Here is a 21,871-nt window from a genome sequence, read left to right as displayed (position 1 = left end):
AATGGACAAGTACGAAGCTGTTATAAAGCTTTTATTGGAAGCTGTTCAAGGTAGTCAGTCTTCTACAGAGACAAAGCAAGATACAAATGAAATCCCGGTTGGAGTTTCAAACCGTCACATTCATCTTTCACAAGCAGATTTTAACATATTATTTGGAGAAGGATACCAGGTAACAAAGATAAAGGATTTAGCACAACCAGGACAGTATGCTTGTAAAGAAACAGTAACAGTATGTGGACCAAAGGGAGCTATTGAGAAGATTAGAATTCTTGGACCATTACGTAGTAAGACACAGGTAGAAATCCTAAGAGGAGATTCTTTCAAATTGGGAGTAGCTCCAGAAGTAAGGATGTCCGGTGATTTACACGGAACACCTGGAATTGCCATAATAGGACCAAAGGGATCTGTTCAAATAAAGGAAGGTGTGATTGTTGCACAAAGACATATTCACATGACTCCTGCAGATGCACAACATTTTGGGGTGCATGATGGACAGACAGTAAGCATTAAAGTTGATGGACCACGTGGTGGAATTTATAATAATGTTGCAATTAGAGCAAATGATACTTCAGCTTTAGAATGCCATATTGACACAGAGGAAGCAAATGCAATGTGTGTTGGCAACTCATCAAAAATTACAATAGTAAAATAGTAAAATTATAAATTATAAAATAACAGTATTTGGAGAGGAGAAATAAAAATGAAATCTGATGCATTAGGAATGATTGAAACAAAGGGGTTAGTAGGTTCTATAGAGGCTGCAGATGCAATGGTTAAGGCAGCTAACGTTAACTTAATAGGTAAAGAACATGTTGGCGGCGGTCTTGTAACAGTAATGGTAAGAGGAGATGTAGGAGCAGTAAAGGCAGCTACTGATGCTGGTGCTGCAGCAGCACAACGTGTTGGAGAATTAGTTTCTGTTCATGTTATTCCTCGTCCACACGTTGAAGTTGAAACTATCCTTCCTAAAACTGGTTTAAAGGAAGACTAATATTAGAAGATATAGGATATAAGATACAAAGTAAAAAATAAAAAAAATAAATTATAAACTAGGAGGAAATAAAAATGAAATATGATGCATTAGGAATGATTGAAACAAAAGGTTTAGTAGGTTCAATTGAAGCTGCAGATGCAATGGTAAAGGCAGCTAATGTTTATCTAATAGGAAAAGAACATGTTGGTGGCGGTCTTGTAACAGTAATGGTAAGAGGAGATGTAGGAGCTGTAAAGGCAGCTACTGATGCTGGTGCTGCAGCAGCACAACGTGTTGGAGAATTAGTTTCTGTTCATGTTATTCCTCGTCCACACGTTGAAGTTGAAACTATCCTTCCTAAAACTAATTTAAAGGAAGATGAAAAGTAGATTACAGTTTACCGTTTAAATGCATATGCAGAGATGACTTTGAAATAAGTCAGATATGATGTGACATGGTAGATAGTTAAAAGTAATAGTTTGTATAGGGAACGTATCTAGATTGTGTAAATTAAATCAAGATACGTTCCTTATTTGATCTTTAGAAAAATGTTATCAGAAAATATAATTAAAGCGCCAATTGTATAATTGGCGCTTTAATTATATATAACTGTGCATTTAACAGGGAACAGTTCAAATATCAATCTTTCCTATGAAATTAACTACACACAATTTAGTCATCTTCCATTGACATAAGCGCATGTTTTCTATAGGCTTGAGGAGTCATATTCATCTCCGCACAAAATACCCTGTTAAAATAAGATGGATCTGAAAAGCCACATTCTGATGAAATTCGATAAGCACGATAATTAGTTGTTTTTAATAATCTGCAGGCATATTGAATTCTCAGATTAATTACATACTTTGAAAATGAGACACCTAGTTCCTTTTTAAAGACACGACTAAAATATTTTGGATTCAAAAATACTGTAGAGGCAACTATTTGTAAAGTTATTTTTTCCCTAAAATGCTCTTTAATATATTTTATAGACTTTTCAATAAAGTATTGCTGAGATTCTTTGGATTCGGGGTTCTTTTCTTCAGAGCTCTTATCTAGTACTATATTACAATCAGCTGCGGAGTCTAACATCTTCCGAAAAACTTGTTTGATAATGTTAGGCTTTACAGGTTTTAATAGGTATTCAAAAACCCGGAGACTAATTGCTTTCTGTGCATAGGAAAAGTCCGAGTGAGCAGATAAAATTGTAATAAGCACGTTGGGGAGAAATTTTCTGATTTCTTCAATAGTACTAAGACCGTCCAATTCGGGAATCATTACATCCATCATGATAATATTTGGCTTGTATTGTTTGGCTAGTTTAATAGCCTGAACTCCACTTTCACAGGTCAGTAATACATCTTCTGGAAAAAGTTCTTCAAGTACAATTGATTTGAGAAATTCTTGTTCAAGTATTTCATCTTCTACAATCAATACTATACTCATTATTATCACCTCACAATAGGTTCTGCAGGAATTGTGATGGTAACGGTGCTTCCACTGTAATCAGATTTTAAAATTTTCAATCCATATTGTTCTCCGTAATATCGTTTTAAACGTTTGTCTGTACTTTGAAAACCTAGGCCAGATTTATTTTTACATTGTTGTATGTCAAGCAAAACATCCTTTGGGAAACCATTTCCATTATCCATAATGGAAATAACAATTTCATCTTTATATTTTTCTGCATAGATACTTATTTTGCCTCCATCTCGCCTTGGGGTTATTCCATGAATTACAGAGTTTTCAACAATAGGTTGGATAATCATATTGAGAATTCTATAAGACTTAAGATCTTCCGAAATGTTGATATCATATTCCAGACGAGTTTTAAATCTTACTTTTTGAATATATAAATACTTCTCAATATTGTTAATTTCAGCACCAATGGTGTGAAGCTGGTTACCCTGCTTTAAATTATACCGCAGCAAATCAGAAAGGCAATAAATAAGCTCTTCTGTTTCGTGAGAATGTTCAAAATAAGCCACACGGGCAATACAATTTAAAGTGTTAAACAAAAAATGAGGATTAACGACTAGAGACATATTTTTTGATTCTAGATCAATGATCTTCTTTTCCAGTATTTCCTTTTCAATTGACAACCTTTTCACATCCTGATGGGACAGCTTAGTGCTTTCTGATAAATCAAGAGAAATATTTTTAGCAATTTCGCAACATAATCGCTCGTATACTTTAATTTTATTTGATTCTACGGATTTTAGTGAGAAAATCGATTTAGCGATAAACTCTAGCTCCTCAGTCTTAGTATCTTTGTGAGATTGGACATCAATCATATACTTTTTGTATTCGTTATCTTTCAAATATACTTGTATACCAGCCATATAACCTACAGTTTTATTGTCTACTATGATCGGAAAAATCATATTTTCAAGACCATATCGGCATACAAATCTACCTTCCTTGCCAGATTGTAATCGACATTGATAGTCAGGACATACATGAGACTCTCTTTCCTGACATACATGAGTACAAAAATCTGGGGAGGGAATAAATTCAAGTAAAATATCCCCATTTGTATCTACCAAAAATAAAGGTACATCTGATAGGGATAAAATACCACTATAGCGGCTATATAACTTTGAGGTTATAAATTTTTTAAGTGGATTATCAGTTTTATTCATCCTTATAACACCCGTCTCCTGACCTATAGTTTATACTCAAAAAAAGAAATTAATTAGATTCTAGTACGTTCTTTTTTTATATTATATTATATAAAAATATAAAAGTAAACAATATTTTATACTTTCCCACAGTTTCTTGTCATATATTGTCAAAAAAAGAGGGTAAATATAAAACATTTAGATTCTAATTTTTCCTAGTTTTAAGTAATAAATTAATTTTTACTATAAGCACTAAGACATAATTTAAAAATAATGCAAAGCAAAGCTTCGCAAGTTAAGAATTAATAATGAAAAATTAATAGTGAAGGATGATTTCTAGTTATCACAAAAAATCCACCTTCACTGTCCACTATCAATTATCAACTTTCAACTAAATTGAGAAAGTTGAGATACTTATTAATAACATTTTTGATAAATATGTATAAGTTCTTCTTTAGAAGGTTTTCTAGGATTAGTTGGAGTGCATCTATCTTGCATTGCTGTTTCTGCCATATGATTTAGAGCACTTTGAAACTCATCTTCTTTAATCCCAAGAGATCGAATATTATCTTCAACACCTAGGGATTTTATTAATTTATCTACAGCTTCAATAAAACTTACAGCGCCTTCGCGAGTTGTTCGAGCTGGAAGGTGTAGAATTGATGCTAGTTTTGCGTATTTTTCCATAGCATGTTCGCTTGCATTTCCAACCAAGCTAGCGTTGTATTCCATTACTGCATTAAGTAGAAGTGCATTGGATCGGCCGTGAGGAATGTGGAAAGATCCACCCATAGCATGAGCCAAGCTGTGATTAATTCCAAGACCAGCATTTGTAAATGCTATTCCTGCTATACAGGAAGCGTTTTGAACATGATCTCGAGCTTCGGAATCCTTACTATCGTTATAAATTTTTGGAAGATTCTCAAAAATTAATTTAACTGCTTTTTCAGCAAGAGCGTCTGTAAAGTCAGTTGCTTTTTTGGAAACATAGGCTTCAATAGAATGAACTAGAACATCTATACCAGTATCTGCTACAATACGCTGAGGCAGACCATCAATACAACTTGAGTCAAGTATTGCAACATCTGGTGCAATAAAATCATCTATAATGCATACCTTTTCTTTCTGAGAAGTAATAACAGTAAAGTTTGTTACTTCAGAGCCTGTACCACTTGTTGATGGAATTGCAATAAATAGAGGTTTTTTCATTTCTTGGCCCATTGCTTTTCCTAAATTACATGCAAAATACATTATTCCCTTAGCGGTATCAATACTGGATCCTCCACCTAGTGCTACGAGAACATCTGCGTCGCTTTTTTTGTACAATTTCATTGCATCTGCAATTACATTGACGTCTGGATCAGGGTGTACCCCCGTAAAAACAACGGAACTTATTCCAGCTTTGCTTAGGTAATCTATTACTTTTTGAAGATATCCAAGTTTTCCCATAATAGCATCTGCAACAATAAATGCTCGAGAACCAGTGACTTGCTCTAAAAGTTGAATAGATTCCCTATTAAAATAAATCTTGGATTTCAAATTAAAATTTTCAAACTTGTCTTCCATGATTTTCCCTCCTATTCTTTCTACAGTTACTTTTTACAGATTTTTAATAAACTTTGTTATTTTTTTAATAAATGCTTTCGCAATTATCACTTTACATGGTAGCATACAAAGTGGCTAGTTTATTGTAAATAGAATATATAGTTTTAGCACTATTGTATCTAGTTAGAAATTTATATGGTACAATATTGCTTTTATTGAACAATATCTACTTCAAAACATGATTTGTTATTGCATTTTTTTGAAGTTACAATTAATACTGCTATTAGAATATATATAATCTATAAAAAAGGTATGAAATATTTAATAAAGGCTCTAATAGAAAGCGATATGTTGATTTTTGGGACTATTATTGTTATAATTAAATTAATAATGGGTATGATCAGAAAGTTACAAACCGGTGTTAGGTGGTTACTTGTGTTTTTTATTGACAAAACAAAAGATTGAAATATGTGTGGTGGATTATTTATGAAAATGGAAGAATTAGTACAAAAAAAACTGTGTCTTGCTTTTAACGATGACAGTATAATGTTTGATAAATCTCGTTTTGCAGGTGGACTTACCAATTATAACTATATTATGAATATCAATGGAAAACAGTATGTTGTCCGACAACCGGGTGCCATGACCAATCTGATGATTGATCGTAAAATTGAAAGTTTTAATGATAAAATAGCAGCAGAGCTTGGTTTGAATTCTGAGTGTATTTATTTTGATGAGGATAGTGGAATAAAAATTAGCGTATATATTGAAAACAGCAAAAATATTGCTCAAGTTGATCCATGTTCTCCTATAACTCTTAGATCTGTTTCTGATCTCATGAAAAAAACTCACTCTAGCAAAAAGTGTTTTTCTAATTCATTTAATTGGCGGATGGAGTTAAATAAATATGAACATATAATTCAAAAGCTTAATGGTGATTTTTTCTTTGACTACGCTACATTAAAAAAACAATTGCTTGATTTTATGGAAAAGAATATTAAAAAAACAATTTCTGTTCCGTGCCATAATGACACGGTTCCTGAAAATTTTATTGTTGATAGTAATGGAAAGACCTACCTTATAGATTGGGAATATTCCGGAATGAATGATCCAAGCTGGGACGTAGCTTCATATATTCTTGAATCTAAATTAACCGAGGAAGCAATTCAATATCTTCTTGTTGACTACTATGGACAACTTCCGACACCTGAAGAAATAGTAAAGATAAAAAGTTATATGGTAGCACAAGATTTACTTTGGATGGTATGGGCTATGATTAGACATTACAGTGGAGATGATTTTCTTGATTATTGCTGTTTTAGATATGAACGATTTCAAAGAAATGTGAAGGCAATCACAAGCTCGCCAAGTTACTCCATTGCTGATATGGTAAAGAATTGTTAGTAAATAACATATTGCTGAGAACCCTGTACATAAGAGTAGAAAATAAGATCAAAATCAAAGTAGAAATATAGTGGTTTTTTGTGAATATAAAGCGTTCATTAATAAAGTGAAAATTTATTAATATGAGTTAAAGCAGTTATTAAGCATAACTAAAAGTTTGTACTATCAGTGTACATTTTACTGATAGTACAAGCTTTAATAGGTCATAATATATTATAGTGGTTATCGATTACTATTATTTTGCATAATCTTTAAGAATCTCATAAGTATAATCTATTATCTCATCACAAGATATACCTTTTTGTTTTAATTTAGAGCATTCAAAAGTGCCATACTTTTCTGTTACTTTGTTCATTATTTCTTTTGCAATTTTTCTAGATTTATTTTGTACAGAAGCCTCGTTTCTTCCTTTTACGGAGCCCATAGCCATAAGTGCTCCAGTAACAGCACCGCAAGTACTTTGTACGGCCATACCAAGACCAAATGGACTTGCAATTGAGACAGGAATATTTAAATTGTTGTCTCTGTTAAAAGCTTTAATTATAGATTCTGCACAATTAAATCCCTCTTTATGAAATTGTGACGCATCATTCATAATTTTCACCCCTTGTTTTATATAAATTCTAAATATTTGTAAATTACATTAATAATTATAATATATACATTTTTGTTGATGTCAAATTATATAATCTATCTTATTTATTAGGTACTGTTTTCCAGTCATCTAAAAATCTCTGTATTCCTATATCTGTTAGTGGGTGTTTAGTCATTTGTATTAATATTTTATATGGAACAGTGGCAATGTCTGATCCTGCTTTAGCAGCATTTATAACGTGAAGAGGATTTCTAATGCTGGCTGCTATAATTTCTGTTTTTATGTCATGAATTTTAAAAATATCAGATATTTGTTCAACTAATTCAATTCCGTTCATTCCAATATCATCTAGTCTTCCTAAGAAAGGACTTACATAAGTTGCACCAGCTCTTGCAGCTAAAAGTGCTTGTGCTGGAGAAAATATTAATGTTACATTGGTTTTTATATTTTCTTTTGAAAGAATTTTTACAGCTTTTAATCCTTCTACAGTCATAGGAATTTTTATTATTATATTTTTATGTATTTTTGCAAGTTCTTTGGCTTCTTTTACCATTCCTTCAGATTCTAAGCTTATTACTTCAGCGCTTATTGGCCCGTCTACAATAGTAGTTATTTCTTTTACTACTTCCTTAAAATCTCTGCCTTCTTTTGCGATTAAAGAAGGATTAGTAGTAACTCCACAAATTACTCCCATTTCATTAGCTTTTCTTATTTCTTCTACATTAGCGGTATCTATAAATAATTTCATACTTATTACCTCCTATTATATTTATATAAAATTATGATTTACACAATTATTTTACCACAAATTGATCATATTTTCTTTCTAAAATTCTTAGCTACTTTATTAATTAATTCAACTTTTGAAGTTGACCTTCTGTCTATATATTGACGAAAAAGCTAAAAAAGAATATTATAAAGTCATGTAAATGTATCCACTTTTTATAAAAAAGAAGATACTAATTGACTGAGTATATGAAAATAAGGTCAATCTTTATTAAATTAAATAAAGCTTGGCCTTATTTTCATATTAAATAAAGGTTATAATCTATATTTTTAAGGGTATGAAAAATATAGAGGTTAAATAGTGTAAAAACATTTACACTAACAAATTAAAATAGGGGGAAAGTGTTATGAAGAAAATAAGAAAGGGAAGTTTAATTTTATTATGTGCTATTCTTGTACTATCTACCTTGATTGTAGGATGTCAGGACCAGAAAAAAACAACTTCTGACAATAAAAAAATCAAAGTAGCTTTTGTTTATGAGGGGCCTATAGGAGATACGGGATGGAATTATGCCCAGGATCAAGGACGAAAGTATTTAGCTGCTAATATGCCAAATGCAGAAGTAACATATGTGGACAATGTCCCTGAAACAGCAGACTCGGAGAAAGTATTCACACAGCTTGCTCAAAAAGGCAATAAGGTTATATTTGGAACAACTTATGGGTACATGGATTATATGGTTAATGTAGCAAAAAAATTTCCAAATGTAATTTTCATGCATTGTACTGGATACAAAACGTCAAACAATCTAGGAACATATGCTGGACGTGATTATGAAGGAAGATATCTTTCAGGTATTTTGGCAGGTAAGAATACAAAGAGTAATATAATTGGATTTGTGGCTCCGTTTTCAATACCTGAAATTGTAAGAAATATTGATGCCTTTACTTTGGGAGCACAATCAGTAAATCCAAATGTAAAAGTTAAAGTAGTTTATACTAATTCATGGAGTGATCCTGCTACTGAAAAAACTGCAACTAATAGTTTAATAGATGCGGGGGCTGATGTACTTGCAATGCATCTTGATTCTACTACTGTAATGCAGGCTGCCCAGGAAAGAGGGGTATATGGAATTGGTTTTAGTTCTGATATGAGGTCAAAAGCTCCAAAGGCAGTGCTTGGAGGATCAATATGGAATTGGGGACCTTATTATGTCAAGACTGTTAAAGCTGTAGCTAATGGTACCTGGAAATCTGGACAATACTGGGGTGGAATTAAAGATGATTCAATAGTTGATATAGGTCCTTTTGGTCCAATGGTAACAAATGATGTAAAAACACTTATTTCAAAACAGAGGCAGAACATTATAGATAATAAGTTAAATGTATTTGAAGGGCCAATATATGATCAAGCTGGTAACTTAAAGGTTGCTAAAGGACAAAAACTTACGGATGAACAAATGCTTTCTATTAATTGGTTTGTAAAAGGCGTTGAAGGAACAATCTCTAAATAGAATATATTATTTTTACATACCGGCTTCTAAATGGGTCGGTATGTAAACTTTAAAGGTTGGGAGTGATAATATGGAGAAACAACCTATAGTTGAAATGACTAATATTTCAAAAGAATTTTCAGGAATAGCAGTTAATGATAAAATTTCATTCTCATTAAATGCTGGAGAAATCCATGCTCTTTTAGGTGAGAATGGAGCAGGTAAAAGTACACTTATGAATATATTAACAGGTCTATATAAATCAGATAGCGGTGAAATAAAGATAAATGGGAAAAATGTTGAATTCAACTCTCCTAAAGATGCCATAGCTTGTGGCATAGGTATGGTGCATCAGCATTTTAAGTTAGTAAGAGCTTTTACTGTGGCGGAAAACATAATGTTAGGACTTAGAAATTTAAAAGAAATTTACAATAAGAAATATATTGAAGATGAAATTGAAAAAAGTGCTCAAGAATATGGACTTTATGTAAACCCTAAAGCTAAAATATGGCAGCTTACAGTAGGAGAACAACAAAAGGTTGAAATTATAAAAGCACTTATGCATGGTGCAAAAATACTTATAATGGATGAACCTACAGCAGTACTTACACCTAAGGAAGGGGAATCACTTTATAAAACACTGGGCATTTTAGCTAAAAAGGGAAAATCCATTATAGTAATATCACATAAGATGAGAGAAGTAATGAAAAATACCAATAAAATTACAGTGCTGCGTGATGGAAAATCCATGGGTACTTTTAACACAAAAGACGTTGAAGAAAAAGATATGGCGAAAATGATGGTGGGCGGAAATATAGCACATGTTTCCAGTAAAAAAGCAGTATTAAATGGAAAGAAAATTTTAGAATTGAAAGATGTGTGTTCAGAAGATAAAAGTGGATCTGTAAAATTAAGAAATATATCATTTAGCGTACATGAAGGAGAAATATTTGGAGTTGCAGGTATTGATGACAATGGACAGAAGGAACTGGCAGAAGTTATTTCAGGTTTGACACCAATAAAAAAAGGAAATATATTTTTAAATGAAGCAAATTGTATAAATGAAAGTAGAAGAAAATTTATAGATAGGGGAATAAGTTATGTACCCGAAGACAGGATGACGGTAGGTCTTGTAGCCGATATGAATGCTTGCGAGAATATGATACTTGAAAATTATCGAAGGATGCCAGGATATCATATTAACTGGAGAAAAGTGTATGATAACACAGTTAATATAATAGAAAAGTTTCATATCAAGATAGCTTCTTTGAATACCCCTGTGAAAACTATGTCAGGGGGAAATATGCAAAAGCTTCTTTTAGCTAGAGAAATACAGTCAGATCCAAATCTTATTGTTTTGGCATATCCTTTCAGAGGACTTGATATAGGTGCCTCAGAATATATAAAAAAACTTTTAATAGATGAAAGAAATAAAGGTAGAGCAATTCTTCTTATTTCTGAAGAACTGGAAGATTTAATACAGCTTTCAGATAGAATATGTGTTTTGCATGAAGGCTCTATTATGGGAATAGTAGATTCATCTGAGGTTACTATGGAATCTATTGGACTAATGATGTCTGGAAGTAGAAAGGAGAATTACAGTGATTGACGTGTTTAAAGGGTGGAAACTAAAAAAAACGGACTCCTGTTCTATGATGAAAAAGGTAATGGTTTCTATTATATCTGTAATTGGTGGAATTGTATTTTCAGCTATTATCATTGCTATTACTGGAAATGATCCTATAGATGTATGTTCCCAAATATTTTCTGGTGCTTTTGGTTCAACCTATGGACTTTCAGAAACTGTAGCGAAATCTATACCACTTATGCTTACTTCTCTTGGAGTATCACTGGCTTTTCGTATGCAGCTCTGGAATATAGGTGCTGAAGGTCAGTTTTTCATGGGAGCTTTTGGGGCTTCTTGGGCTGCACTATCTTTTCCAAATATGCCCGCTTATGAATTGCTGCCACTTATGATGATAGCAGGTTTTATAGCAGGTGGATTATGGTCAATGGTTGCAGCGATTCCAAAGGCATTTTTAAATATAAATGAAACTATAACTACATTACTTCTCAATTATATAGCTATATTATGGGTTCAATATCTGGTATTTGGCCCTTGGAAAGATCCAAAGGGCAAAAATTTTCCAGTAAGTGCTGCATTTTCTAAAAGTGCAACTTTAACTTCCTTTGGTAATACAGATATAAATATAGGTCTATTTATTGGAATAGGGATAGCAGTGCTTATGTTTATTGTTTTGAAGTATTCTAGATGGGGATATGAGATACGGGTAAGCGGTGGAAATAAAAGCACAGCAATCTATGCAGGTATGAATTATGTCAGAAATATTTTAATTGTTATGTTTATAAGTGGAGGAATTGCAGGGATTGCAGGAATGGTAGAGGTATCAGGAGCTATTCATAAACTTCAACAGAATATATCACCTGGATATGGATATACAGCAGTTATAATTGCACTTCTGGCAAGACTTAGTCCGTTGGGTATAGTTATAGTTTCTTTCTTTATGGGAGGCCTTTTTGTAGGTGGATATAATTTGCAAACATCAGGCTTTTCATTAAGTATGGTTTTAATGTTTCAAGGTGCCATATTACTTTTCGTACTGGGGAGCGAAATATTACTCAAGTATAAATTAGTGAGAAAGGAAGCTTGACAATATGAATAGTACTTTTATAATTTCAGTGTTTGCAGCGGGAGTTGTTGCAGGAACGCCCTTATTATATGCTTGTCTTGGAGAACTTTTGACAGAGAGAGCAGGAGTAATGAATTTAGGTGTAGAAGGCATGATGCTTGTAGGTGCTGTAACAGGATTTATAGTTAGCATTCATACTAAGAATCAATGGTTGGGATTTATAGCAGGAATTGCTGCTGGTGCGGCCTTAGCATTTTTTCATGCTGTCCTCACTATAAAATTAAAAGCCAATCAGGTGGCCAGTGGTGTGGCACTTACTATATTTGGAACGGGACTTAGTGCCTACCTTGGAAAATCCTACATAGGGGCTCTTCCAGCTGCTTCATTTAAAGCTATAGATATTCCGATCTTAAGTAAAATACCAGTAATAGGGACAATACTTTTCAAAAATGATCTATTGGTGTATTTGAGCTTCATACTGGTTTTTGTAATCTGGTTTGTACTTTATAAAACTAAATCTGGACTTATACTGAGAGCTGTTGGAGAAAATCCTGCTGCTGCAGATGCTGCAGGAATAAATGTTTTTTTAGTAAGGTATGCATGCGTAATTTTAGGTGGTATGCTGTCTGGGGCAGGGGGTGCCTATATATCTCTTGCTTATTCTCCTTCATGGAGTGAAAATATGACAGCAGGGAGGGGATGGATTGCCATAGCTCTTGTGATATTTGCGTTGTGGGATCCAATTCGTGCTGTAGTAGGAGCTTATATTTTTGGAATTATAAGTTCACTGGGTCTTCACCTGCAGGCTTTTGGTTTTGTTATTCCTACATATATACTACAAATGCTTCCTTATATGTTTACTTTTGTAGTTCTAATTTTTACAACTAGAGAAACTAAAAGTAGACCTTCAGCTATGCCTAAAGCTTTGGGTATTTCATATTCAAGAGAAGAAAGATAATTATTTAAAATGGTAAAAACTTAGGATTTAAATTGGAATCCTAAGTTTCTATTTTATCTGCACATCGATAGAAAATATTTGTGGAAGTTTAAGTCTTCTGTAAGTTCGGGATGAAATGAGGTTACTAAAATGTTCTTATATTTTGCTGCCACTACATGCTTACCTATACTACATAAGTTTTTAACAGTACTGCCTATGGCAGTAATAAAAGGAGCTCTTATAAAAACTAAAGGTATTTTAGAAGAAGATACCTGGGGAATTAAAGCTTCTGTACTAAAACTATTGATTTGACTTCCATATGCATTTCTTTTCACCTTAATATCCATAACTTTTAGATAACCTTCATTTGAATTTTCTATAGAATTTGCAAGCAATATCATCCCTGCACAGGTTCCCCAAGTAGGCAATCCATTTAATATTTTTTCTCGCAAGGGCTCCATCATATTTGTGTCTATTAAAAGTTTCCCTATTGTGGTACTTTCTCCGCCGGGAAGTATGATACCATCAATGTCATCCAGCTGATATGAGTTTTTTATTTCTACAGCAGCAGATTTAAGCATTTTAACATGGTGAATATGTTCTGCTACTCCACCTTGAAATGACAATACTCCGATTTTCATGATTTACCATCCTCGCTGTGCATATTTTTGATCTAAATTATTAATTTCAAGTCCAGGCATTGCTTCCCCTAGGTCTTCTGAAACTTCTTCAATTTTTTTAGGATCATTGTAATAAGTTGTAGCAAGTACTATAGCAGTGGCTCTTTTTTGCGGATTTTCAGATTTAAATATTCCAGAACCTACAAATACCCCCTCAGCTCCAAGCTGCATCATAAGTGCAGCATCTGCTGGGGTTGCGATGCCACCTGCTGCAAAGTTTACTACTGGTAGCTTTCCGTTTTCCCATACATATTTTATTAAATCATAAGGTGCTTCAAATTCTTTTGCAAGTGTCATAAGCTCTTCTTTTTTTGCACTTTTAACTTTTGATATACCATCTACCATAGTTCTCATATGAGTTACAGCTTCAATAACATTTCCAGTTCCAGCTTCACCTTTTGTTCTTATCATTGCAGCTCCTTCACCGATTCTTCTTAGGGCTTCACCTAAATTTGTAGCTCCGCATACAAAAGGTACTTTGAAGTCCCATTTATTTATATGGTAAGAGTTATCTGCAGGAGTTAAAACTTCACTTTCATCTATAAAGTCTATATTCAACTGCTGAAGCACCTGAGCTTCAACAAAATGACCTATTCTAACTTTTGCCATAACAGGTATGGATACAGATTCTTGTATTTCTTTTATTATTTTAGGATCAGACATTCTGGCTACCCCTCCCTCTTTTCTTATATCAGAGGGAACTCTTTCTAAAGCCATAACCGCACAGGCTCCAGCTTTTTCAGCAATAATGGCTTGTTCTTTATTTACTACGTCCATTATTACTCCACCTTTTAACATCTGGGCTAAGTTTTTATTTATTTCATATTGTCCCATATTATTATCCTCCTATATTATCTAAAGACTTATTGATTAAGCTATAAAATCTCCATGAACTAGTATTAATGGAGTCTATAATAAATGAATGAAATAAAGCTTTATTATTTATATATTATATTCATAATTGAGTATTTGCAAAATGTAACGGTACATTTTAAAATAAAATCTTTATAGAATCTTTATACAGGCAAGTACAATCTTAACTCAAAATTTATGCTCAAGGTGGTAATATAGTAAAATCAAAATTAGGAAATCAACTTGGCATGGGGTTTAATATAGTAATAATAACACTGAGGGGAAATACCGTATTTTGGAAATCATATGAAATTACTTTTAGAGGTGTTAAAAATGAATTTAAATTTAGGAAATGTATCGAATGCTCTTATAGGTAGAAGTTTAAAAACCGAGGAATTAAAAGGTGAAAAGTTCAATGTATTTTGGGGACTGCCAATAATGTCAAGTGATGCTATCTCCTCTGTAGCTTATGCTGGAGAAGAAATATTATTGATACTTATGCCGGTTATGGGTCTTTTATCCTATAGATATATGCTCTATGCTTCACTATGCATTATATTTTTGCTGTTTATGCTTATATTTTCATATAGACAAACTATAGATGCCTATCCAGGTGGAGGAGGTTCTTATATTGTAGCAACGGATAATTTAGGGACAACCGCTGGTCTTGTAGCAGGTGCTTCTTTAATTATTGATTATATATTGACTGTAGCAGTAAGTGCTTCAGCAGGAACTGCTGCTATAACTTCAGCGATACCATCCTTGCTTCCGCATACAGTTACTATAACTTTAGTACTTATAACAATTTTAGTAATTGGAAATTTAAAAGGAATAAGAGAATCTTCAAAGGTATTTGGAGTTCCAACCTATGTATTTATATTTTTAATATTAGTTATGCTTATATGGGGAATAATAAAAATAAATTTTATGGGATATGTACCTAAATCTAATTACAAGATACCTGATGTTTCTGGAACCATAACTATATTTCTATTTTTAAAGGCCTTTGCAGCAGGGTGTACGGCTTTAACAGGTGTGGAAGCTGTAAGTAATGGAGTTCCAAACTTTAGGGAACCATCACAGAAAAATGCTAAGATTGTGTTAATGCTTTTAGCTTTTATAGTACTTTTAATGTTTGGAGGAATTTCCTATTTGGCTACACTTTATCATGCTGTTCCAAATTCTAATGTAACTGTAGTCGCTCAGATTTCATGGCAGGTATTTAATGGAGGAATTTTATTTTATATAATTCAGGCAGCTACAGCCATTATACTTGTTATGGCATGTAATACTGCTTTTGCAGGACTGCCGCTCCTGCTTGCTCTTATGGCTAAAGATGGATATGCCCCAAGACAGTTTGCAAAACGTGGTAAAAGGCTTAATTATTCTAATGGTATAATAATGCTTGGTTTACTGGCTGCCATATTAGTTATAATATTTAAAGGAGATACTCACTACTTGCTAGGACTTTATGCTGTAGGAGTGTTTATATCATTTACTTTATCTCAGTGCGGTATGTTCAAAAGGTGGACTAAAATTAAAATAAACGGATGGAAACACAAGGCATTTATAAATGGATTAGGCGGATTATTAACTTTTGTTACAACTATTATTATAGGAGTTACCAGGTTTACTCGTGGTGCATGGGTAGTTCTCATACTTATACCTATAATTGTATATACCATGGAAAAGATAAAAAGACATTATTTAAAAGTTGCACAGCAGCTGCGGCTTTCCATGGATGAACTGAGAAAATATGAGAAGGTAAGCTTTGAGGGGCAAAAGAGATACGTAATAGTACCTATAGATACCTTAAATAAATCTTTTCTGAAAGCTTTAAATTATGCTAGAACTATATCTGAGAATATAATAATATTTCATGTTTCTGTAGATGATGAGGTCACTAATAAACTTTTAAAGAAATGGAATGAATATAATATAGGTATACCTATAATAGTGAAAAAATCTCCTTATAGAAGCATTATAAAGCCTCTTGCAAAGTTTATAGATTCTGAAGAGTATGCTGCAGGGCCTAATGATACAATAACTGTTGTTCTTCCGCAATTTGTAGTTACTAAATGGTGGGGAAATATTTTGCACAATCAAACTGCATTGTTGATTAAAACTATTCTTCTTAAAAGAAGAAATATAGCAATAGTTACAGTGCCTTATATAATAGATGAAAATTAAATAATGTTAAAAAAAGAAATTCACATTTTGTGAATTTCTTTTTTTTTGGAAATAAAACATTTATGGAATTTTTACATAGGTAGGGTTTATCTTAACTCTAATTTTATACATTAGGTGATAGTATTATGGCTAAGAAATATGGAGGAGGGATAAAGATGCTGGATATTATATTTATAATTTTGATTTTATTAGGGTTTTTTCTACTAAAATATTTTACAAAGTGGTGTGAAAATCAAATAAGTAAAAAACAATAAGTTGGAGGAATGTTTATGATCTTTTTAGTAATTGTGATTATTTTATTGTTTGGATATCTGTGCTATGCATTATTTAATCCAGAGAAGTTTTAACTATAGGATGTGGAGGTTAATAATATGGAAATATTGCAAATTGGAATTATACTTGTTATTTTTGTTCTACTCTGTATTCCAACAGGTAAATACATTTATAAAGTTGCAGAACATGAAAAAACATTTTTAGATCCTGTACTTGATAAAGTTGATAATTTTATTTATAAAATTTCAGGAATAACAAAGGAAGAAATGACATGGAAACAATACATTGGAGCTTTACTTTTATGTAATCTTGTTCCAGCTATTTTAGCATATATAATTTTGAGAATACAGTTTATGCCTGTTTTCAATCCTAACCATATAGGGGGCATGGAGCAAGGACTTACATTTAACACTGTAATAAGTTTTTTAACAAATACTAATCTTCAAGGTTACAGCGGTGAATCAGGGCTTTCTTACTTTAGCCAGATGATAGTAATTACATTTTTTATGTTTCTTGCAGCATCAACAGGGCTTTCTATAGCACTGGCATTTATGAGGGGACTTGCAGGAAAGAAAAAAACACTTGGAAATTTTTATGTAGATTATGTAAGGATTATAACAAGAATACTTCTTCCTGTGTGTATTGTAATATCTATATTTTATATTCAACAGGGTGTCCCACAGACATTATCAGCTAATAAAACAATTACTACTATAGAGGGAAAGCTCCAGGACATTCCAATGGGGCCTGTAGCAAGCTTAGAATCAGTAAAACTATTTGGAACCAATGGAGGAGGATTCTTTGGGGCTAATTCAGCTCATCCATTTGAAAATCCAACACCACTTACAAATGCTTTTGAGATAATTTCATTTCTTCTTTTTGCAGGAGCAACTGTGGTATGTTTTGGACATATGATTAAAAAGAAAAAACAGGCTATATGTATATTCTCAGCTATGAGTGTGTTATTTATAATTGGCGTTGTAATATGTTATGCAGCTGAAAAAGCAGGTAATCCTATACTTGGACATTTAGGGCTTAATCAAATTATGGGTAATATGGAAGGCAAGGAAGTTAGATTTGGAATACCTATGTCTGCACTTTTTACTACAGCTACTACGGCTACATCCTGTGGTGCTGTTAATAACATGCATGATTCACTGACACCTATAGGTGGACTTGTGGCACTTGTAAACATGATGCTCAATGTAATATTTGGTGGAAAAGGTGTAGGGTTTATGAATATGATCATGTATGCGATACTTACTGTTTTTCTGTGTGGACTTATGGTAGGAAGAACTCCTGAATTTCTTTCAAAAAAAATTGAGGGAAAAGAAATTAAATTAATAGCACTTGCTATTATTATACATCCATTTTTGATATTAATGGTTTCAGCTTTAGCACTTGTTGTACCTCAGGGAATTGCAGGCATATCAAATCCAGGATTTCATGGACTTACACAGATATTATATCAATTTTCAAGTTCAGCTGCAAACAATGGATCTGGATTTGAAGGACTTTCAGATAACACCATGTTTTGGAATACAACTGCAGGCATAGTAATGTTTTTCGGAAGATATTTGTCTATGATAATACTGCTTGCTGTATCAACATCTTTAGCTTCAAAGAAGGCAATACCTGTAACTGCAGGCACATTTAAAACAGACAATGGGGTATTTACTATAACTTTAGTATTTATTGTCTTGATAATTGGCGCACTTACGTTTTTTCCAGCATTGTCTCTTGGACCTATTGCAGAACAGCTTACATTATGAATATAAAAAGGGGATGGTGTGATTATGAAAAATAAAATTAAAAAATCTAAGTTTATTACAAAGAGCATAATGAAAGATGCAATTGTAGAAGCTCTAAAAAAATTAAATCCTAAATATATGATTAAAAATCCTGTTATGTTTGTAGTTGAAATTGGATTCTTTATATCTTTGCTTAGCACAATTTTCCCTAATATATTTGGGGACAAAGGAAGTAATTTAAGAAGTTATGATTTTATAGTAGCTCTAATTTTATTTATAACAATATTGTTTGCAAACTTTGCAGAAGCAATAGCTGAAGGAAGAGGAAAAGCTCAAGCAGAAACGCTTAAGAAAACCCGTAAGGATACTTCTGCAAAATTACTTGATTTAAATGGCAATATAACTGTTATAAATGCAAGTGAATTAAAAAAAGGTGACATAGTTTTAGTGGAAAATGGAGATATAATTCCAAATGATGGAGAAGTTGTTTGCGGTATAGCATCTGTAGATGAATCTGCAATAACTGGTGAATCAGCACCTGTTGTAAAAGAATCAGGAGGGGATTTTGCTTCAGTTACAGGAGGAACTAAAGTTGTAAGTGATTGGTTGAAAGTAAAAATAACAGCAACTCCAGGAGAATCTTTTTTAGATAAAATGATAAGTCTGGTAGAAGGGGCTTCAAGGCAGAAAACACCTAATGAAATTGCTCTTAATACTGTGCTTGTAAGTTTAACACTTATTTTTCTTATAGTACTTGCAGCACTTTATCCTATGGCTTCTTATACAGGGGTAAAGCTTTCAATATCTACTCTTATAGCTCTTTTAGTTTGCCTTATACCAACAACAATAGGAGGACTTTTATCTGCAATAGGTATAGCTGGAATGGATAGAGTTACAAGATTTAATGTTATAGCTATGTCTGGAAAAGCAGTAGAATCCTGTGGAGATGTGGATACCATGATACTTGACAAGACTGGTACCATAACTTTTGGAAACAGGCTAGCTTCAGATTTTATTCCTGTAGAACATGTATCTAAAGAAGAGCTTATAGATTATGCTGTTTTATGTTCTTTAAAGGATGATACGCCAGAGGGCAAATCCACAGTAGAACTTGGATATAAATTGGGTTCAAAAGTGGAAAAATCCAAATATGAGGACATGGAATTTGAAGAATTTACAGCACAGACTAGAATGAGTGGGGTTAATTTAAAGGATGGTACTTCTATAAGAAAAGGGGCCTATGATGCTATAAAAGATAGAGTGGGGAAATTAAAAGGAGCTATTCCATATGGACTAGATGATATTGTAAACAAAGTAGCAAGCTTGGGAGGAACACCACTTGTAGTATGTGTGGATAATAAAATTTATGGAGTTATATATCTTAAAGATACCGTAAAGCCAGGTCTTGTGGAAAGATTTCAAAGGCTTCGTGAAATTGGAATCAAAACTATAATGTGTACCGGAGACAACCCACTTACGGCAGCAACTATTGCTAAAGAGGCAGGAGTGGATAGTTTTATTGCTGAATGCAAGCCAGAGGATAAAATAGAAGCTATAAAAAAAGAACAATCAGAAGGTAAAATTGTAGCAATGACAGGAGATGGAACAAATGATGCTCCGGCACTAGCGCAGGCAGATGTGGGACTTGCTATGAATAGTGGTACCACTTCAGCTAAAGAGGCTGCCAACATGGTGGACTTAGATTCAGATCCAACCAAGATACTAGAAGTAGTTGAAATAGGAAAGCAGCTTTTAATAACAAGAGGAGCACTTACTACTTTTAGCATAGCTAATGATGTAGCTAAATATTTTGCTGTAATACCTGCTATGTTTGCAGTAGCTATACCTAGAATGCAGGTGATGAATGTTATGAAATTGGCAACACCTTATAGTGCTATACTATCTGCGTTAATATTCAATGCCATAATAATACCTCTTTTAATACCTATTGCTATGAGAGGCGTAAAATATAGACCTATGAGATCAGAGACAATGCTTTTGAGGAATATGCTTGTTTTTGGATTTGGAGGAATTATTACTCCATTTATAGGAATAAAAATTATAGATTTACTAATAACTCCATTAGTTAGAATTCTTAATTTAGGTTAGGTATTTTGAGAAAGGAAGGTTTTAATATGAAAATGCTCCAAAAATCTATTCGATTAACTATTGTTTTTATGATAATTTGCGGTATTATATATCCGCTTTTTATAACAGGTGTAGGTCAGGTATTTTTTCATAAACAGGCAAATGGAAGTATTATAACGGTAAATGGCAAAGAGGTAGGTTCTGAACTAATAGGACAGAATTTTACAGATCCAAGGTTTTTTAGAGGAAGGGTTTCGGCTGTGAACTATAACACTTATACAAAGGAAGATTTGAAGCCAGATAAGAGTGGAAAAGTAGTTTACACTGGTGTATCATCTGGATCTCAAAATTTGGCACCATCAAATAAGATGCTGCAGGATAGGGTTAAAAAGGATTTAGATGGTTTCTTAAAAACCCATCCAGGGGTAAAGAAAGAAGATGTACCTACAGATCTTCTTACAAGTTCTGGATCTGGCCTTGATCCGGATATAAGTCCTAAAGCTGCAGAGGTACAGATACCTGATGTATCTAAAGCAACAGGAATAAGTGAAGAAAATATTCGTAAGATAGTCCGTAAATATACAGAAGATAAAACTTTTGGAATTTTAGGCGAGCCTAGAGTAAATGTACTAAAAGTTAATCTTGAAATAGCCTCGATTTTAAATAAATAAGTTTTATTTTAATTGGAGAAGTAGGTGATAGTATCATGAAAAAGATGGGTGTTATAATATTATGTATAATTATTGTTGTATTTATAGTGGTTTTTGTAAAGAAAGATAATAATAAATATCCCTATATAGGTAAATATCAGTGTCCCCAGAATAATACAATTTTAATACTTGATAAAAATAATAATTATACAATAATAAATAATTTATACAGAGAAGCTGTTTATACTAAAGGCAAGTATAGCATAGAAAATAACAATATGAAATTAATGTTAAAGAAAGGCGAGACGGTTTCCTATCCAAAAGAATATATTGAAGGAAAAATTAAGGGGGATAGAATTGAATTCAATAAATTTTATGAAAAACATGTTACATTTTATCTAGAAAAATGAGAAAATAAATATGTGATATAAGTTCTATATGGAGG

The 21,871-nt window shown here is 32.7% G+C and carries 22 protein-coding genes; 15 read left to right on the top strand and 7 right to left on the bottom strand.

All coding sequences use genetic code 11. The features are described from left to right. Position 1: 1 nt before the first annotated feature. The 3 genes from CLAU_RS08755 (at position 2) to eutM (CLAU_RS08745) (ending at position 1,362) form a co-directional block, all read left to right on the top strand. A complete protein-coding gene (locus CLAU_RS08755; RefSeq protein ID WP_013237862.1) occupies positions 2-652 on the top strand; it encodes a phosphate propanoyltransferase in 651 nt (216 codons plus the stop codon). 48 nt (positions 653-700) lie between these two features. Further along, positions 701-991, top strand: coding sequence for an ethanolamine utilization microcompartment protein EutM (gene eutM, locus CLAU_RS08750; RefSeq protein WP_013237863.1), 291 nt, complete (start codon positions 701-703; stop codon positions 989-991). Between the two features lie 74 nt (positions 992-1,065). Then, the gene (gene eutM / locus CLAU_RS08745) at positions 1,066-1,362 is read left to right on the top strand and encodes an ethanolamine utilization microcompartment protein EutM (RefSeq protein WP_013237864.1); all 297 of its coding nucleotides are present in this window, start codon (positions 1,066-1,068) and stop codon (positions 1,360-1,362) included. A gap of 283 nt (positions 1,363-1,645) precedes the next feature. On the opposite strand, the gene CLAU_RS08740 is transcribed toward eutM (CLAU_RS08745), so the two are convergent. The 3 genes from CLAU_RS08740 to CLAU_RS08730 all read right to left on the bottom strand — a co-directional run bounded on the left by CLAU_RS08740 (position 1,646) and on the right by CLAU_RS08730 (position 5,157). After that, positions 1,646-2,416, bottom strand: a complete 771-nt coding sequence (locus CLAU_RS08740) for a response regulator transcription factor (protein ID WP_023162467.1) — start codon at positions 2,414-2,416, stop codon at positions 1,646-1,648. 5 nt (positions 2,417-2,421) lie between these two features. Continuing rightward, the gene (locus CLAU_RS08735; protein WP_013240565.1) at positions 2,422-3,612 is read right to left on the bottom strand and encodes a histidine kinase; all 1,191 of its coding nucleotides are present in this window, start codon (positions 3,610-3,612) and stop codon (positions 2,422-2,424) included. Positions 3,613-4,008: 396 nt separating this feature from the next. Then, positions 4,009-5,157 carry a 1-propanol dehydrogenase PduQ gene (locus CLAU_RS08730; protein WP_013240564.1) on the bottom strand — a complete coding sequence of 383 codons (1,149 nt, stop codon included), beginning with the start codon at positions 5,155-5,157 and terminating at the stop codon, positions 4,009-4,011. Between the two features lie 447 nt (positions 5,158-5,604). On the opposite strand from CLAU_RS08730, the gene CLAU_RS08720 reads away from it, so the two are divergent. After that, positions 5,605-6,540 (top strand): choline kinase family protein, encoded by a 936-nt coding sequence (locus tag CLAU_RS08720; RefSeq protein ID WP_013240563.1) that lies wholly within the window; start codon positions 5,605-5,607, stop codon positions 6,538-6,540. 235 nt (positions 6,541-6,775) lie between these two features. On the opposite strand, the gene CLAU_RS08715 is transcribed toward CLAU_RS08720, so the two are convergent. Together CLAU_RS08715 and fsa are read right to left on the bottom strand one after the other, a co-directional pair. Beyond that, positions 6,776-7,135, bottom strand: a complete 360-nt coding sequence (locus CLAU_RS08715; RefSeq protein WP_013240562.1) for a C-GCAxxG-C-C family (seleno)protein — start codon at positions 7,133-7,135, stop codon at positions 6,776-6,778. A 100-nt stretch (positions 7,136-7,235) separates the two neighbouring features. Then, a complete protein-coding gene (gene fsa / locus CLAU_RS08710) occupies positions 7,236-7,883 on the bottom strand; it encodes a fructose-6-phosphate aldolase (protein ID WP_013240561.1) in 648 nt (215 codons plus the stop codon). A 385-nt stretch (positions 7,884-8,268) separates the two neighbouring features. Between fsa and CLAU_RS08705 the strand changes: the two genes are divergently transcribed. The 4 genes from CLAU_RS08705 (at position 8,269) to CLAU_RS08690 (ending at position 12,963) form a co-directional block, all read left to right on the top strand. Beyond that, positions 8,269-9,375, top strand: a complete 1,107-nt coding sequence (locus tag CLAU_RS08705) for a BMP family ABC transporter substrate-binding protein (protein WP_013240560.1) — start codon at positions 8,269-8,271, stop codon at positions 9,373-9,375. A gap of 70 nt (positions 9,376-9,445) precedes the next feature. Then, positions 9,446-10,963, top strand: a complete 1,518-nt coding sequence (locus CLAU_RS08700; RefSeq protein ID WP_013240559.1) for an ABC transporter ATP-binding protein — start codon at positions 9,446-9,448, stop codon at positions 10,961-10,963. Further along, on the top strand, positions 10,956-12,026 hold the full coding sequence (locus CLAU_RS08695) for an ABC transporter permease (protein ID WP_013240558.1): 1,071 nt from the start codon (positions 10,956-10,958) through the stop codon (positions 12,024-12,026). Before CLAU_RS08700 ends, CLAU_RS08695 begins: the two co-directional genes overlap by 8 nt. Before the next feature lie 4 nt (positions 12,027-12,030). Next, a complete protein-coding gene (locus tag CLAU_RS08690; RefSeq protein ID WP_013240557.1) occupies positions 12,031-12,963 on the top strand; it encodes an ABC transporter permease in 933 nt (310 codons plus the stop codon). Between the two features lie 53 nt (positions 12,964-13,016). Here CLAU_RS08690 and pdxT read toward each other — a convergent pair whose 3' ends face one another. After that, positions 13,017-13,583: a pyridoxal 5'-phosphate synthase glutaminase subunit PdxT gene (gene pdxT, locus CLAU_RS08685; protein WP_013240556.1), complete on the bottom strand. Its 567-nt coding sequence runs from the start codon at positions 13,581-13,583 to the stop codon at positions 13,017-13,019. Between the two features lie 3 nt (positions 13,584-13,586). Then, positions 13,587-14,456, bottom strand: a complete 870-nt coding sequence (gene pdxS / locus CLAU_RS08680) for a pyridoxal 5'-phosphate synthase lyase subunit PdxS (RefSeq protein ID WP_013240555.1) — start codon at positions 14,454-14,456, stop codon at positions 13,587-13,589. Positions 14,457-14,807: 351 nt separating this feature from the next. Here pdxS and CLAU_RS08675 point away from each other — a divergent pair, with 351 nt between their 5' ends. From CLAU_RS08675 to CLAU_RS08655, 7 genes are all read left to right on the top strand, one after another. Next, on the top strand, positions 14,808-16,664 hold the full coding sequence (locus CLAU_RS08675; protein ID WP_013240554.1) for an APC family permease: 1,857 nt from the start codon (positions 14,808-14,810) through the stop codon (positions 16,662-16,664). 125 nt (positions 16,665-16,789) lie between these two features. Further along, positions 16,790-16,918, top strand: coding sequence for a hypothetical protein (locus tag CLAU_RS21355; protein ID WP_275935558.1), 129 nt, complete (start codon positions 16,790-16,792; stop codon positions 16,916-16,918). 9 nt (positions 16,919-16,927) lie between these two features. Next, complete coding sequence (kdpF, locus tag CLAU_RS21500) at positions 16,928-17,011, top strand: K(+)-transporting ATPase subunit F (RefSeq protein WP_081442095.1); 84 nt, start codon at positions 16,928-16,930, stop codon at positions 17,009-17,011. Between the two features lie 24 nt (positions 17,012-17,035). After that, on the top strand, positions 17,036-18,709 hold the full coding sequence (kdpA, locus tag CLAU_RS08670) for a potassium-transporting ATPase subunit KdpA (protein WP_013240553.1): 1,674 nt from the start codon (positions 17,036-17,038) through the stop codon (positions 18,707-18,709). A gap of 24 nt (positions 18,710-18,733) precedes the next feature. Continuing rightward, positions 18,734-20,797, top strand: a complete 2,064-nt coding sequence (gene kdpB / locus CLAU_RS08665) for a potassium-transporting ATPase subunit KdpB (RefSeq protein WP_013240552.1) — start codon at positions 18,734-18,736, stop codon at positions 20,795-20,797. Between the two features lie 26 nt (positions 20,798-20,823). Further along, positions 20,824-21,447: a K(+)-transporting ATPase subunit C gene (locus tag CLAU_RS08660; protein ID WP_013240551.1), complete on the top strand. Its 624-nt coding sequence runs from the start codon at positions 20,824-20,826 to the stop codon at positions 21,445-21,447. Positions 21,448-21,482: 35 nt separating this feature from the next. After that, positions 21,483-21,836 carry a hypothetical protein gene (locus CLAU_RS08655; RefSeq protein ID WP_013240550.1) on the top strand — a complete coding sequence of 118 codons (354 nt, stop codon included), beginning with the start codon at positions 21,483-21,485 and terminating at the stop codon, positions 21,834-21,836. The last annotated feature ends 35 nt before the right edge of the window (positions 21,837-21,871 follow it).

Source organism: Clostridium autoethanogenum DSM 10061 (assembly GCF_001484725.1).
GTDB lineage: Bacteria > Bacillota > Clostridia > Clostridiales > Clostridiaceae > Clostridium_B > Clostridium_B ljungdahlii.
Note: the sequence above shows the minus strand (reverse complement) of the source record. Positions and strands in the feature narration are given on the sequence as shown.